Here is a 13519-nt window from a genome sequence, read left to right as displayed (position 1 = left end):
CGCCAAACCCTCAACTGGCAGAATCCCGCCCAAGCACTCCACAAGTACCTCGTTGCAACAGCCACCTGAAACCGCCCAGGTTGGAGGCCACTACTTCCTGGACTGAGCACGATCTTGGCGGGTGGAGGTGCGGTGCCCCGTGTTGTTCCCGTGTAGGCGCCGGGTTCTGTCCGGCGTGCCTGGTGCCGCGCGCGGTCCCTCGCGCCGCCTCCCATGATCGCGCTGCTTCCCGGATGTAGTGGCTTCCTCGCAGGTTGGAGGCCACTACTTCCTGGATCGAGCGCGATCATGGCGGGTGGCGCCGCAGGGCGGGTGAGCGGGCGCGACGCGGACATGGCTTGCGCGGAGCGGCGAGGCCCCTGGGGGCGCGGGCGGGGCGTGGGTGGGGGTGGGGGTGGGGCGGGTGGTGGGTGGGTCAGTGTCGGGAGGCGACGTTCGCGGCGGCGGCCACCGCCGGCAGGAGGGCGTGGGCCCAGACCCGGTAGCCGTCGGCGGAGGGGTGGAAGCCGTCCCGGCAGAGCGTCCCGGCGTCGGCCCGGAACACCGGCCCGGTCTCCGCGCCCAGGTCCACGACGGCCCCGCCCGCGTCGAGCACGGCGCCGGTCTGCGCCCGGGCGATCCGCCGCCCGGACCAGCCGATCACCTGGCGCAGCGGCTGCGCCACGGCGCGTACCGCTCCGAGGTCGGGGCAGGTGCCGACCACCACTTCGACCCGCGCCTCGCGCAGCCGGCGGACCGCCGCGCCGAGGTAGGCCGCCGCCTCGGCCGGGCGGCGCATCGCGGTGGCGTCGTTCGCGCCGATCAGGATCAGCGCCACGTCGGGACGGTCGCCGAGCAGCGCCCGGGCCACCTGGGTGGCCAGGTCGGTGGAGCGGGAACCGGAGACCCCGACGCTCGACAGGTGCACCTTGCGCCCGGTCGGCCCTTCGGAGAGCAGGTGGGCCAGCCGCCCGCCGACCGTCTCGTCGAAGTGTTCGACCCCGACGCCGAGGGCGGAGGAGTCACCGAGCAGCACCAGCCGTAGTGGCGGGGCGCCGGCCCGGCCGACCGTGGCGCGCAGGGCCAGCCCCAGCTCCGGCTGGGCGTACGTGCGGTTCCGTGCGGCGACGGCCTGCCCGGCGAGCACCGCGGCGCCGCCGATCGTGCCGGCGACCAGCGAGAGGGCTGCCGCCCGGCCGAGCCGGAGTGCCAGCTCCGTGCTCGAGGTGCGCTCGCTCATGCCGATCCCTCCAGGGTGGGTGAGTCGGCGGCGGGACCGGGTTGCGGCACCGCGCCGACGCCGAAGAACGCCCGCCGACGCAGTTGCGCCCAGCGGCCGGCCGGTCCGCGGTCGCGGCCCCGGACCTGGGTGCCGCTGACCTCCGTGCCGGCGTGCCGGGCCGCCTCCTGGGCGGCCTGCGGCAACGACCGTACGCCTTCTCCCCGGGCCAGGACAGGCTTGCGTTCGGGACCGGCGCCGAGGGCGGAGAGCACGGTGGGCAGCAGCGCCGCCGCCGCCACCGCATACCCCTCGGCGGACGGGTGGAACCGGTCCCAGGCGAACATCCGGGTCGGCTCGGCGACGAACCGGGGGCCGAGCATGTCGCCGAGGGAGACCGTCCAGCCGCCCGCCTCGACCACGGCGACGGTCTGCGCGGCGGCGAGCTGCCGGCTCCACCGTCGGGCCAGCCAGCGCAGCGGCGGCTGGATCGGTTGGATCGCGCCCAGGTCGGGGCAGGTGCCCACGACCACCTCGCAGCCCGCGGCGCGGAGCGCCAGGACCGCGTCGACGAGGTAGCGCACCGCGAGCCCGGGCGGGGTGCGGTTGGTGACGTCGTTGCCGCCGATCAGGATCACCGCGACGTCCGGGGCGGACTCCAGCGCCGACTCGACCTGCGGCTTCAGACCGGCCGACAGGGAGCCCACCACGGCGAACCGGCGTACCCGGACCGGCCGGTGCAGCCGGCGGGACAGCCCGGTGGCGAGCAGCGCGCCCAGCGTCTCCCGTCGCCGGTGCACGCCGTAGCTGGCCGCGGAGGAGTCACCCAGCACCACCATGGTCAGCGGCCGGCCGGGGAGCTTCGCGCCGTAGACGCCGTCGCAGCGGGGCGGCGGCGCCTCCGCCATCGGGATGGTGCGCCGGGCCTGCCGGGCCTGCCCGAGCAGCACGCCGCCGGTCGCGACGACCGCCGCCGCGCCCGCGCCCGTGCCGATGGCCGCCACCCGGATCACCTGCCGGACGCGCTGCCAGGACCTTTCATCCGGTACGACGGAACCAGCGACCCCCATACCGCGACATTATCGCGCCGGCACGACACGCCGCTGTCGTCGCGACGGCTGGTTCGTGGCTGGAGTACGACCGTTCTGGGTACCTCTGTCCGTGACGGGCGACCGGGCGCCGCGCCGCGGGTGTCGGCGGCTTGCGCGGTCGCGTCACGCTGGTTGGCGGAGAGGAGCTCGACGATGGGTAGGACGTTGAAGCGGAGCGCGGCTTTCACCGCGCTGGTCCGGGCGCTGGCCAGCGGTGCGCGGGGTGGCCCGTCGCTGGGGGAGCGGCTGGCGGCGCTGCCCCGGATGATCAGGGCCACCGCCCGGGGCGAGTACGACGGCGGCCTCCGGCTGGCCATGATGACGGCGGCCACCGCGTACGTCGTCTCGCCGGTCGACGTGGTGCCGGAGCTGTTCCTGACGGTCTTCGGTCTGGTGGACGACGCGGTGATGGTCACCTGGCTGGCCGGGAGCGTGCTGGCGGAGACCGAGCGCTTCCTGGAGTGGGAGACGCGTCGCAGCTCCGTCATCCCCGGGCATGTGACGCCCTGAGGCGACGTACCCTGGGCGGGCGAGAACGCGATCCATCTGCCCGGCACCGCCGCCGGCGCCGCGACGAAGGGCACAACGAGGTGCAGTACTACGACAACGTCGTCGACATGATCGGCAACACCCCGCTGGTACGGCTGCGCAACGTCACCGAGGGCGTCCAGGCGACCGTGCTGGCGAAGGTGGAGTACCTCAACCCGGGCGGTTCCGTGAAGGACCGGATCGCGCTGCGCATGGTGGAGGACGCCGAGGCCGCGGGCATCCTCAAGCCGGGCGGCACCATCGTCGAGCCGACCAGCGGCAACACCGGCGTCGGCCTGGCCCTGGTGGCGCAGCTCAAGGGCTACAAGTGCGTCTTCGTCTGCCCGGACAAGGTCAGCCAGGACAAGCAGGACGTGCTGCGGGCGTACGGCGCCGAGGTGGTGGTCTGCCCGACCGCCGTCGCGCCGGAGGACCCGCGCTCCTACTACAACGTCTCCGACCGGCTGGCCCGGGAGATCCCCGGCGCCTGGAAGCCGAACCAGTACAGCAACCCGGCGAACCCGCGTTCGCACTACGAGACGACCGGCCCGGAGCTGTGGCAGCAGACCGGGGGTGGGCTGACCCACTTCGTGGCCGGCGTCGGCACCGGCGGCACCATCTCCGGCATCGGCCGGTACCTGAAGGAGGCCTCCGAGGGCCGGGTGAAGGTCATCGGCGCCGACCCGGAGGGCTCGGTCTACTCCGGCGGCACCGGCCGTCCGTACCTGGTCGAGGGGGTCGGCGAGGACTTCTGGCCGGAGACGTACGACCGGGGTGTCGCCGACGAGATCGTGGAGGTCTCCGACAAGGAGTCCTTCGAGATGACCCGGCGGCTGGCCCGCGAGGAGGGGCTGCTGGTCGGCGGCTCCTGCGGGATGGCCGTGGTGGCCGCGCTGGAGGTCGCCCGCAAGGCTGGTCCGGACGACGTGATCGTGGTGCTGCTGCCGGACAGCGGCAAGGGCTACCTGTCCAAGATCTTCAACGACCGGTGGATGGCCCGGTACGGCTTCCTGGACAATTCGGGCACCGAGCCGACCGTGGCGGACGCGCTGGCGAGCAAGCCGGGCGGCCTGCCCGAGCTGGTGCACGTCCACCCCACCGAGACGGTGCGGGACGCGATCGACTACATGCGCGAGTACGGCGTCTCCCAGCTGCCGGTGCTCAAGGCCGAGCCGCCGGTGGTCACCGGTGAGGTGGCCGGCTCGATCGCCGAGAAGGACCTGCTGGACGCGCTCTTCACCGGCCAGGCGCACCTGCACGACATGATCGAGCGGCACATGGCCGAGCCGCTGCCGATGATCGGCGGCGGCCAGCCGGTGAGCGAGGCGGTCGGCATGCTGGAGAAGTCCGACGCCGCCCTGGTGCTGGTCGACGGCAAGCCCAAGGGCGTGCTCACCCGCCAGGACCTGCTCGCCCACCTCGGCGCCCGCTGACCTCGTCGTTCCGACCGAAGGGCCCTTCCCGCACCCGGGGAGGGCCCTTCGGCGTACGCCGGGGCTCGCCCTCGGACCGCGGCGGCGGCAGCGAGGGCCGACACCTGACGGCGGCGGCAGCGAGGGCCGGCGCCTGGCGGCGCGCAGGACGAAGATGGCGGCGGCGGTACCGGCCCGGGCTCCGGGCGGAGCCGGCCGCCTGATCAGAGCGGGCGGGCGTAGCGCAGCTGCGGGACCAGCACCGCGCCGATGTGCTCGTCCCGGGCCCGCCCGGTGGGCGCCCAGCCGCCGCGCTCGTAGAAGCGGCGGGCCGACGCGTTCTCCCGCAGCACCCAGAGCACCGCGCCGGACCAGCCCCGTGACCGTATGGCCGCCAGCGCGTCGATCATCAGCTCCCGGCCGGTGCCCCGGCCGCGCTCCGCCGGGTCGAGGTGGATGGCGTTGAGCAGGCCGGTCGCCGGGTCGCCCTCGTCGTCCGGGCCGAGGTAGCTGAAGCCGACCAGCCGGCCGGCGCGCTCCGCCACGGTCATCCGGTGGTCGTCGCGTTCCCAGGTCCAGCGCTCCACCCAGTACGCCCCCATCGCCTCCGGGCCCGGCTCGGCCAGCGCCTCGGGCGGCAGGAACGACGAGTACGCGGCCACCCGGGACCGCTGGTGCAGGGCGCCCACCGCCATCAGGTCGTCCTCGGTGGCGGGGCGCAGGGCTACGGTCATCGGGCCGAGGCTACCCGTCGGGGCGGTACCTGCACGGTCGTCAGGTCCTCGGCGATCACCAGGTCCCCGTCGAAGTGGGCGCGGGCCTCGTCGTGGAAGCGGCTCGGGTCGGCGTACCGCTGGGAGAAGTGGGTCAGCACGAGTCGGCGTACCCCGGACTCGGCCGCCACCCGCGCGGCCTGAGCCGCGGTGAGGTGGCCGACCTCGGCGGCGAGGGCGGCCTCGGACTCCAGGAAGGTCGACTCGATGACCAGCAGGTCGGCGTGCTCGGCGAGGGCGTACACCCCGTCGCAGAGGCCGGTGTCCATCACGAAGGCGAACCGCTGCCCCGGTCGGACCACGCTCACCTCGTCCCGGGTGACGCGACGTCCGTCGAGGTCCAGGTGGCCCACGCGCAGCAGCTCCCCGACCGCCGGCCCGGCGATGCCGTACGCGGACAGCTTCTCCGGCAGCATCCGGCAGCCGTCCGGCTCGACCAGCCGGTAGCCGTACGTCTCGATGGGGTGCCGCAGCCGGCGGGCCTCCAGCGTGCCGGCGCCCAGGGTGATCCGCTGCCCGTCGGCCTCGATCGGCTCGACCCGCAGCTCGGCGGTCTCGTGGAAGGAGCTGGCGTGGCGTAGCCGGGCGAAGTACTCGGCCCCGCCGGCGGGGAAGTGCACCGCCACCGGGCGCGGCACCCGGTCCAGGGAGAGCCGCTGGATGGTGCCGGGCAGGCCGAGGCAGTGGTCGCCGTGGAAGTGGGTGACGCAGATCCGGGTCAGGTCGGTGGCGGTGACGCCGGTGTGCAGCAGCTGCCGCTGGCTGCCCTCGCCCGGGTCGAAGAGGATGACCTCGTCGTCCCAACGCAGCACGTAACCGTTGTGGTTGCGCTGCCGGGTCGGCGTCTGGCTGGCCGTCCCGAGCACCACCAGCTCGCGCATCGACACGCTGGTCTCGTTTCGGAAAGGGTCGACCCCCGGGGCTTCCGCGCTGGCGCGCGGGCCGGCTGGACTGGGCCGGCACCCCGGGGGTCGGGTGGCTGTCGTGGATTCGCCGCACCGCTGCCACACGGTCTCGACGATGGTGCTGTGCCCGCCTCGCGGCGGACGAGTTTACTGTCGAGGACAGCGGCTAGCGGACAGCCACCTCACGAGTCCGATTGCTATACAAGTCTGGACCACCTCCTTTCCCGTGTACCGCCACGCTATCGACTTTCGCGGGGGCCCGGCAACGGATTTCGATCACAGGCCGGCGGGGAATGCGGCGGCGCGGGGGTCAGGGGGTTTCGGCGATCCCGATCGGGCCCTCGCGGGGCCCCTCCTCGCTGGCCGGCTGCACCGCCAGCGACGGGAAGTCGGCCAGGTCGCCCTCCGGCTCGGCGTCCCACTCGGGGAAGACCAGGTCGCTCTGGAGGTAGAGGCAGAGCAGCTGGGTGAGGTGGCGCAGCCCCTCCAGGTGGGTGCGCTCGTGCCCGTGGGTGGCGTCCACCCCGAAACCGAGCAGCGCCACCCGGGCGTGCGCGCCCGCCTCGACGGCCGCCGCCACGTCGGAGCGGTAGTACTCGAAGACGTCCCGGACCAGCTCCACCCCGTGTTCCCGGGCGATCGAGGCCAGCTTGCGGGTCAGGTGGTAGTCGAACGGGCCCACCCCGTCGCCCATCGCCAGGGTCGCCGCGTCCTCCCGGGACTGCTGCCCCGGGGCGACCACCGCCGCGTCGACCGAGACGATCTCCGCGACGTCCGGGTCCAGGCCGTGGCTCGCCCCGTGGCCGATCTCCTCGGTGACCGTGACCAGCAGGTGCGCGGTGACCGCCGGGGTGACGCGTGCGTCGACCATCGCCTTGAGGGCGGTCAGCACCGCCGCCACGCCGGCCTTGTCGTCCAGGTGGCGGGACTTGACGTACCCGCTCGGCGTCACCGTCGGGTCGGGCAGGAACGCCACGAAGTCTCCGGCGTCGATGCCGAGGGCCCGCAGCCCGGCGATGTCGTCGACCGGCTCGTCGACCCGCACCTCGACGTGCTGCCAGCCGACGCCCTGCAGGTCGACGTCGTCGTTGTAGCGGTGCCCGCTGGCCTTGAGCGGCAGCACCTGGCCGGTGATCACCCGGTCCAGGTCGTCGGTGAAGATCCGCACGTGGGCGCCCTCGGCGAACCGGGCGCTGTGCGTGCCGATGGTCTTCAGCTCCAGCCGGCCGTTCTCCTTCAGCCGCTTCACCATCCCGCCGATGGTGTCGGTGTGCACGACGATCGCCCGGTCGGCACCGGTCTGCCGGGGCCCGGGCAGGCAGGCGCTGAGCGCGCCCCGCCGGGTCAGCGTGGAGGAGATGCCGAGCGCGGAGAGCCGCTCGCCCACGTACTGCTGCACGTGGTCGGTGCGCCCCGACGGACTCGGGATCTCCAACAGCTCCACCAGCACCTGGCGCAGATAGTCCAGGTCGATCTCCAACGGCTTCGGGCTCACGCGGCACCTCCCGGGCCGGCCGGGGACCAGAGCCGCTGCGGCGCTCTGGTGCCGGGGAAGAGCAGGTCCACGAAGCGCTCGGCGGTCGGCTGCGGCTCGTGGTTGGCCAGCCCCGGCCGCTCGTTGGCCTCGATGAAGACGTGCTCCGGCCGGTCCGGGGCGGGAACCAGCAGGTCCAGCCCGGTCACCGGGATGTCCAGCGCCCGGCTCGCCGCCACGCAGGCCTCGGCGATCGCGGGGTGCAGGTCGGCCGTCACGTCGTGGATCGTGCCGCCGGTGTGCAGGTTGGCGGTGCGCCGTACGGCCAGCACCTCGCCCTCGGGCAGCACGTCGTCCATCCGGTACCCGGCTTCGGCCACCACCTCGCGGGTCATCGTGTCGACGGGGATGCGGGACTCGCCCCCGGTGGCGGCGGCCCGCCGGCGGCTCTGCCGCTCGATCAGCTCGGTGATGTCGTGCACGCCGTCGCCGGTGATCTGGGCCGGCCGGCGGACGGCGGCGGCGACCACCTCGTGGTCGATCACGATCACCCGCAGGTCCTCGCCGTCGCGCAGCTCCTCGATCAGCACGTCGGGGCAGAACCGCCGGGCCAGCTCCACCGCCGCGGTCAGCGCCTCGGGGCTGCGTACCCCGACGGTGATGCCGTTGCCCTGCTCGCCGCGGGCGGGCTTGACCACCACCGGGCCCACCTCGGCCAGGAAGGCCCGGTCGTCCGGCTCGCCGGTGGCGGTCCGGCCGCGCGGCACCGACAGGCCGGCCTCGGTGAGGATCCGTCGGGTGACCCGCTTGTCGTCGCAGCGGCTCATCGCCACCGCCGAGGTCAGCTCGGAGAGCGACTCGCGGGTGTGGATGGTCCGACCGCCGTTGCTCAGCCGCAGCTCGCCCCAGTGCGCGTCGGTGACCTCCACCCGGATGCCGCGCCGCATCGCCTCGTCGGCGACGATCTTCGCGTACGGGTTGAGCTGGTCGTACCCGGGCGGGGTCGCGGGGAGGAAGAGCCGCTCGTTGATCGGGTTCTTGCGCTTCACGCAGAGCGTGGCGGTGCGGTGGAAGCCGAGCCGCTCGTAGAGCCGGATCGCCCCGGAGTTCTCGGCGAGCACCGACAGGTCGACGAAGGCGCGGCCCCGCTCGTCCAGCCGGTCGGCCAGCCCGGTCAGCAGCGCCTGGCCGGTACCGGGCGGCGCGGTGTTGAAGTCCACGGTCAGACACCAGAGGCTGGCGCCGTTCTCCGGGTCGGCGAAGACGGCGACGTGGTCGACGCCGGTGATGGTGCCGACGATCTCGCCGGTGGCCGCCTCGGCCACCAGGTGCAGGAAACGGTCGCTGCCGGCGTTGTCGACCAGCGTCTCGACCGGGGCGGTGACCATCCCGTTGCGGGCGTAGATCCGGTTCACCGCGTCCGCGTCGTCGGCGTCTCGCAGCGGCCGGATCACCAGTCCGGGGACCTCGTCACCGCTGTCGATCGTCGCGGGGCGCCGCTCGCCCAACGGCAGCCGGTAGGTCAGCGACGGGTCGATGAACAGCTCGTCGGGCAGCCGGGACACCAGCACGTGCGGATCACGCAGGTAGATGCAGATGTCCCGGGAGCCGGCCGCCTCGGAGCGCAGCACGGCGGCCACGGCGGCCTGGTCGGTGAAGGTCTGGCCGAAGACCAGCCGGCCCCAGCCGCAGTCCAGCACCACGCCGTCGGACGGCGGGGCGGGTTCGGTCCGGCGCGACTCGGCGGCGCCGGGGGCCACCGGGTCCCCGCCCGGTCCGACGTGTTCCCGGCGGCGGCCGAGCACCCGCTCCCGGTCGGTCCGCGCCACGCCGGTCACCAGTGTCTCCGTCATGGTCAGTCGATTCCGTGGCTCTGCAGCCACATTTCCAGGAGTCCCAGTTGCCACAGCTTGTTTCCGTTCAACGGGGTCAGTTCGGCGTTCGGATCGGCGAGCAGCGCGTCGACGTAGTCGGCGCGGAACAGGTCCCGGCGGCGGGCGGCCGGCGCGCTGAGCGCGTCGCGTACCCGGTCGAGGAGCTTGCCCTCCAGGTGGGTGAGGCCCGGCACCGGGAAGTAGCCCTTCGGCCGGTCGATGACCTCGTGCGGCAGCACCCGGCGACCAATCTCCTTGAGCACGCCCTTGCCGCCCTGGGCGAGCTTCAGCTCCGGCGGGCAGCTCGCGGCCAGCTCCACGAACTCGTGGTCGAGGAAGGGCACCCGGGCCTCCAGCCCGTGCGCCATGGTCATGTTGTCGACCCGCTTCACCGGGTCGTCGGTCAGCATGACCTGGGTGTCGATCCGCAGGGCGGCGTCGACCGCGGTGGCCGCGCCCGGCCGGCCCAGGTGCGCGGCCACGAACTCCCGCGCCGGGTCGCCGTCGGCCAGCCAGGCCGGGTTGAGCACCCGGGCCAGTCCGGCCGCGTCCCGGTCGAAGAACGCCTTGGCGTACGTGTCGAGCGCCCGCTCCCGGTCGACGCCGGCCAGCGGCGGGTACCAGTGGTAGCCGCCGAGGATCTCGTCCGCGCCCTGACCGGACTGGACCACCTTGACGTGCCGGGACACCTCCTGGCTGAGCAGGTAGAAGGCGACGCAGTCGTGGCTGACCATCGGCTCGCTCATCGCCTCGACGGCCGCCTCCAGCGGCGGCACCAGGTCGCCGGTGGGCACCTTGAGCTGGTGGTGGTCGGTGCCGAAGGTCTTCGCCACCAGGTCGGAGTAGACGAACTCGTCGCCCTCCCGGCCGCCGACGGAGTCGAAGCCGATGGAGAAGGTGGCCAGGCCGGTCTGTCCCTCGCCGGCGAGCAGCGCGACGACGAGGCTGGAGTCGAGGCCACCGGAGAGCAGCACGCCGACCGGCACGTCGGCGACCATCCGGCGGCGTACCGCGGTGGTCAGCGAGTCCAGCAGGGCGTCCTGCCAGTCCCGCTCGGTCCAGTCGGCCCGGTCCGCGGCCCGGGTGAAGGCCGGATCCCAGTAGACCCGCTCGTGGGTGCGGCCGTCGGGCTCGTAGACCCGGACGGTGGCCGGGGGGAGCTTCGCGACGCCGCGCAGGATGGTCCGCGGCGGCGGCACGATGCTGTGGAAGCTGAGGTAGTGGGCGAGCGCCACCGGGTCGATCGAGGTGTCGACGCCGCCACCGGCCAGCAGGGCCGGCAGGGTGCTGGCGAAGCGCACCACGCCGGGCGTCTCGGCCAGGTAGAGCGGCTTGATGCCGAGCCGGTCGCGGGCCAGCACCAGCCGGCCGCTGTCCCGTTCGCTGATCGCCACGGCGAACATGCCGGTCAGGTGGTCGACGAAGTCGGTCCCCCACTCGGCGTACGCCTTGACCACGACCTCGCTGTCGCCGGAGGAGAAGAAGCGGTGACCCCGGGCCTGCAACTCCTCGCGCAGCTCGCGGTAGTTGTAGATGCACCCGTTGAAGACGCCGGTCAGGCCGGCGGCGGCGTCGACGATCGGTTGGCCGCTCGCCGCGGACAGGTCGATGATCTTCAGCCGGCGGTGCCCCAGGGCGACCGGTCCCTGGGACCACACTCCGCTGTCGTCGGGCCCTCGGTCACTCATCGTGGCCGCCATGCGCTCCACCGCCCCGACATCGGCGCGTGAGCCGTCACGGCGGAACTCTCCCGCAAGTCCGCACATGGCAGATCATGCTGCCAGAGGTTGTTGCAGTTCGCCTGTTGAGCTGATGTCGGTGGCGTTACGTCCTTGCTAGAATGCGCGGTCCTTGCGGAAGAGGCTCCCACCAGGCCGGCTTTCCTCCCTCCGGCCGGGCGGGTGCCCGAATGGGACCGGGCCCGCGGTGTGACAAACACCGCAGGCCCGGGAAGTGAGATCCAGGTCGGTCAGCCGGCGGTACGGGCCACGCCGACCGGGCAGCTCAGCCCGTTGGGGCCGTGGTTGCAGTAACCGTCCGGGTTCTTCGTCGGGGCGAGGTACTGCTGGTGGTAGTCCTCCGCGAAGTAGTACTTGCCGAGCGGCCTGATCTCGGTGGTGATCTCACCCTTGCCGGCCTGCGCCACGATCGGCGCGAACGCGTCCCGGGACGCCTCGGCGGTGGCCCGCTGCTCGTCGGTGGTGAAGTAGATCGCCGAGCGGTACTGGGTGCCCACGTCGTTGCCCTGACGCATGCCCTGCGTCGGGTCGTGGTTCTCCCAGAACACCTTGAGCAGGTCCTCGTACCGGATGATCGCGGGGTCGTAGACCACCTGGACCACCTCGGCGTGGCCGGTCCCGCCCGAGCAGACCTCCTCGTACGACGGGTTCGGCGTGATGCCGCCCGCGTAGCCGGCGGAGGTGGTGATCACGCCCGGCAGGGTCCAGAACAGCCGCTCGGCACCCCAGAAACAGCCCATGCCGAAGACCGCGACCTGGGCGCCCTCCGGGAACGGGCCCTTCAGCGAGGAGTTGAGCACCTCGTGCCGGTCGGCGATCGGCATCGCGATCAGCCGGCCCGGCAGGGCCTGGTCGGGGGTGGGCAGTTCGGCCTTCATGCGGCGAAGGAACACGTGGAACTCCTTTCGTACCTCTTCCCCGCCTCTAACACCGCCGGGCCCGCATTCCTTACCCGCCTGGGAAGAACTCAGGCCGAGGGTGCGGCCAGCGCGGCGGCGAGCCGGTCGGCGTACCCCTGGGCCTCGGCGTCGTCCGCGTAGCGGGTACGGGGCCAGAAGAAGCCGCGCAGGCCGTCCCCCTTCGTCCGGGGCACGACGTGGGTGTGCAGGTGCGGCACCGACTGGGACACCCGGTTGTTCATCGCCACGAACGTGCCCCCGGCCCCCAGACCGGACTCCACCACCACGGCGAGCCGCTGGACCAGGCGGAAATAGCCGGGCAGCGCGTCGGCCGGCAGTTCGTCGAGGGTGATCAGGTGGGCGCGCGGCACCACCAGCACGTGCCCCTTGAAGACCGGCCGGGTGTCCAGGAAGGCGACGCCGTCCGGCTCGTCGGTCACCCGGAACGCCGGCACCTCGCCGGCCACGATCCCGCAGAACACGCACCCGCTCACCGGGCCAAGGCTAATACCGCAGGACGGTGCCCGCCCGCCCGATGATCAGGGCTCGTCGAGGTAGCTGTCCCACTCGCCGTCGGGTGGGCCCTGCGGCCCTGTCACACCGTTCGCCAGCCGCCACCGGATGTCGGCCTCCCACCGCCCGGCCCAGCGCAGCAGCTCATCGATGTCCGCCTGGCTGAGCCCGTAGGACAGGAAGGCGCGTGGATCGCGTTCGTCGATGGCGCCGAGCCGGTCGGCCAACTCCTCCAGTGAGAACCCCGCCGTGTGCCGCGCGCCGAACGCCTCCAGCTCCGTCCAACCCAGCTGGGCGTTCGCCGCGTGGATGTCGATGAAGTCGCGATGCGCCGCCCGGTCATGCAGGGCACGCATCTTGAGCCCGACGGCGTCGTCAAAGGCCAGAACGGGACCGATGTTCAACCGGGCCGGCGGTTCGAGCGCCTCCTTGAGCAGATCGACCTCACACGCCGCCGTGTCGTTCGAGACGATGAGTCGGGCCATCCGTGGGGTGGCCTCGATGACACGAGCGGAGAAACCGGCGTTCGCGTAGGCCGCCGCGAGCCGGTCGACCACCGCCGCGAGCGGCAGGGCGGTGGCGGTGGCGAAGTCGATGTCCTGTGACGGTCGGTTCACCAGCTCGTGCGCGCACATGGCGTAGCCGCCGGCCAGCACCAGACCAAGGTCGTCGCCGGCATCGAAGCCGATCTGGACGAGCTGGCGGTGCAGGGCGTCCATCAGGCGGTCGCGAGCTCGGGCAGCCGGCGCTCCCAGAGCGCGACCAGTCGGCGGGCGGTCAGCCGTCGGATCCTGGGCCAGTCGCGGCGGAGCAGTTCGGCGTTGACGTACCGGACGAAGTCGTCGCGTTGGCCGCAGTCAAGCAGGAGGCAGTAGAGCGTCAGCCGTTCCCGGGGGTCGCTGACGTCGAAGTCGGCCGGCCCCGACCAGGCGAGTCGTACCGGCAGAGCGACCCGCCCGTGTTCGGGCCCGTCGAGCAGCGCGAGAGAGGCCGGGATGCGGTCGGCCGCGCCGATCAGGCGCGAGGGCAGCATCGTGGTCGAGGTCACCGAGCAAGTATGGCCGACCCCTCCGACAGGCCGCCGCCGCGACCTGCGGGCGGGTTCCGCCCGCC

13 protein-coding genes are annotated in these 13519 nt (G+C 73.0%); 2 read left to right on the top strand and 11 right to left on the bottom strand.

Features of this window, described 5'->3' with window-relative positions; translation table 11 throughout:
- Nucleotides 1-415 precede the first annotated feature (415 nt).
- Both AC5L3Z_RS27495 and AC5L3Z_RS27490 read right to left on the bottom strand, forming a co-directional pair.
- Entirely contained in the window at nucleotides 416-1219 is an 804-nt protein-coding gene (locus AC5L3Z_RS27495; protein WP_494846081.1) for an SGNH/GDSL hydrolase family protein, read from the bottom strand.
- Nucleotides 1216-2268: an SGNH/GDSL hydrolase family protein gene (locus AC5L3Z_RS27490; protein WP_494846080.1), complete on the bottom strand. Its 1053-nt coding sequence runs from the start codon at nucleotides 2266-2268 to the stop codon at nucleotides 1216-1218. The genes AC5L3Z_RS27495 and AC5L3Z_RS27490 overlap by 4 nt, the downstream gene beginning before the upstream one ends.
- Nucleotides 2269-2442: 174 nt before the next feature.
- Here AC5L3Z_RS27490 and AC5L3Z_RS27485 point away from each other — a divergent pair, with 174 nt between their 5' ends.
- Together AC5L3Z_RS27485 and AC5L3Z_RS27480 are read left to right on the top strand one after the other, a co-directional pair.
- Nucleotides 2443-2799 (top strand): YkvA family protein, encoded by a 357-nt coding sequence (locus AC5L3Z_RS27485; protein WP_494846078.1) that lies wholly within the window; start codon nucleotides 2443-2445, stop codon nucleotides 2797-2799.
- Between the two features lie 80 nt (nucleotides 2800-2879).
- Nucleotides 2880-4250 (top strand): cystathionine beta-synthase, encoded by a 1371-nt coding sequence (locus tag AC5L3Z_RS27480; RefSeq protein ID WP_494846077.1) that lies wholly within the window; start codon nucleotides 2880-2882, stop codon nucleotides 4248-4250.
- 203 nt (nucleotides 4251-4453) lie between these two features.
- Here the strand turns inward: AC5L3Z_RS27480 and AC5L3Z_RS27475 are convergent, their stop codons facing one another.
- The 9 genes from AC5L3Z_RS27475 to AC5L3Z_RS27435 form a co-directional block, all read right to left on the bottom strand.
- On the bottom strand, nucleotides 4454-4963 hold the full coding sequence (locus tag AC5L3Z_RS27475) for a GNAT family N-acetyltransferase (RefSeq protein ID WP_494846076.1): 510 nt from the start codon (nucleotides 4961-4963) through the stop codon (nucleotides 4454-4456).
- Entirely contained in the window at nucleotides 4960-5889 is a 930-nt protein-coding gene (locus AC5L3Z_RS27470) for a ribonuclease Z (protein ID WP_494846074.1), read from the bottom strand. Before AC5L3Z_RS27470 ends, AC5L3Z_RS27475 begins: the two co-directional genes overlap by 4 nt.
- A gap of 328 nt (nucleotides 5890-6217) precedes the next feature.
- Nucleotides 6218-7402, bottom strand: coding sequence for an osmoprotectant NAGGN system M42 family peptidase (locus AC5L3Z_RS27465; protein WP_494846072.1), 1185 nt, complete (start codon nucleotides 7400-7402; stop codon nucleotides 6218-6220).
- On the bottom strand, nucleotides 7399-9234 hold the full coding sequence (ngg, locus tag AC5L3Z_RS27460) for an N-acetylglutaminylglutamine synthetase (RefSeq protein WP_494846070.1): 1836 nt from the start codon (nucleotides 9232-9234) through the stop codon (nucleotides 7399-7401). Before ngg ends, AC5L3Z_RS27465 begins: the two co-directional genes overlap by 4 nt.
- 2 nt (nucleotides 9235-9236) lie before the next feature.
- Complete coding sequence (locus tag AC5L3Z_RS27455; protein WP_494846068.1) at nucleotides 9237-11021, bottom strand: N-acetylglutaminylglutamine amidotransferase; 1785 nt, start codon at nucleotides 11019-11021, stop codon at nucleotides 9237-9239.
- Between the two features lie 203 nt (nucleotides 11022-11224).
- Nucleotides 11225-11887, bottom strand: coding sequence for a peptide-methionine (S)-S-oxide reductase MsrA (gene msrA / locus AC5L3Z_RS27450; RefSeq protein ID WP_494846067.1), 663 nt, complete (start codon nucleotides 11885-11887; stop codon nucleotides 11225-11227).
- A 74-nt stretch (nucleotides 11888-11961) separates the two neighbouring features.
- Nucleotides 11962-12387, bottom strand: coding sequence for an HIT family protein (locus AC5L3Z_RS27445; RefSeq protein ID WP_494846065.1), 426 nt, complete (start codon nucleotides 12385-12387; stop codon nucleotides 11962-11964).
- 45 nt (nucleotides 12388-12432) lie between these two features.
- The gene (locus AC5L3Z_RS27440) at nucleotides 12433-13125 is read right to left on the bottom strand and encodes a nucleotidyl transferase AbiEii/AbiGii toxin family protein (RefSeq protein WP_494846064.1); all 693 of its coding nucleotides are present in this window, start codon (nucleotides 13123-13125) and stop codon (nucleotides 12433-12435) included.
- Nucleotides 13125-13454 carry a hypothetical protein gene (locus AC5L3Z_RS27435; protein WP_494846062.1) on the bottom strand — a complete coding sequence of 110 codons (330 nt, stop codon included), beginning with the start codon at nucleotides 13452-13454 and terminating at the stop codon, nucleotides 13125-13127. Before AC5L3Z_RS27435 ends, AC5L3Z_RS27440 begins: the two co-directional genes overlap by 1 nt.
- Between the last annotated feature and the right edge of the window lie 65 nt (nucleotides 13455-13519).

Source organism: Micromonospora sp. LZ37 (assembly GCF_059359015.1).
The sequence above is the reverse complement of the archived record's forward strand: the minus strand, read 5'-3'. Positions and strand labels throughout refer to the sequence as shown.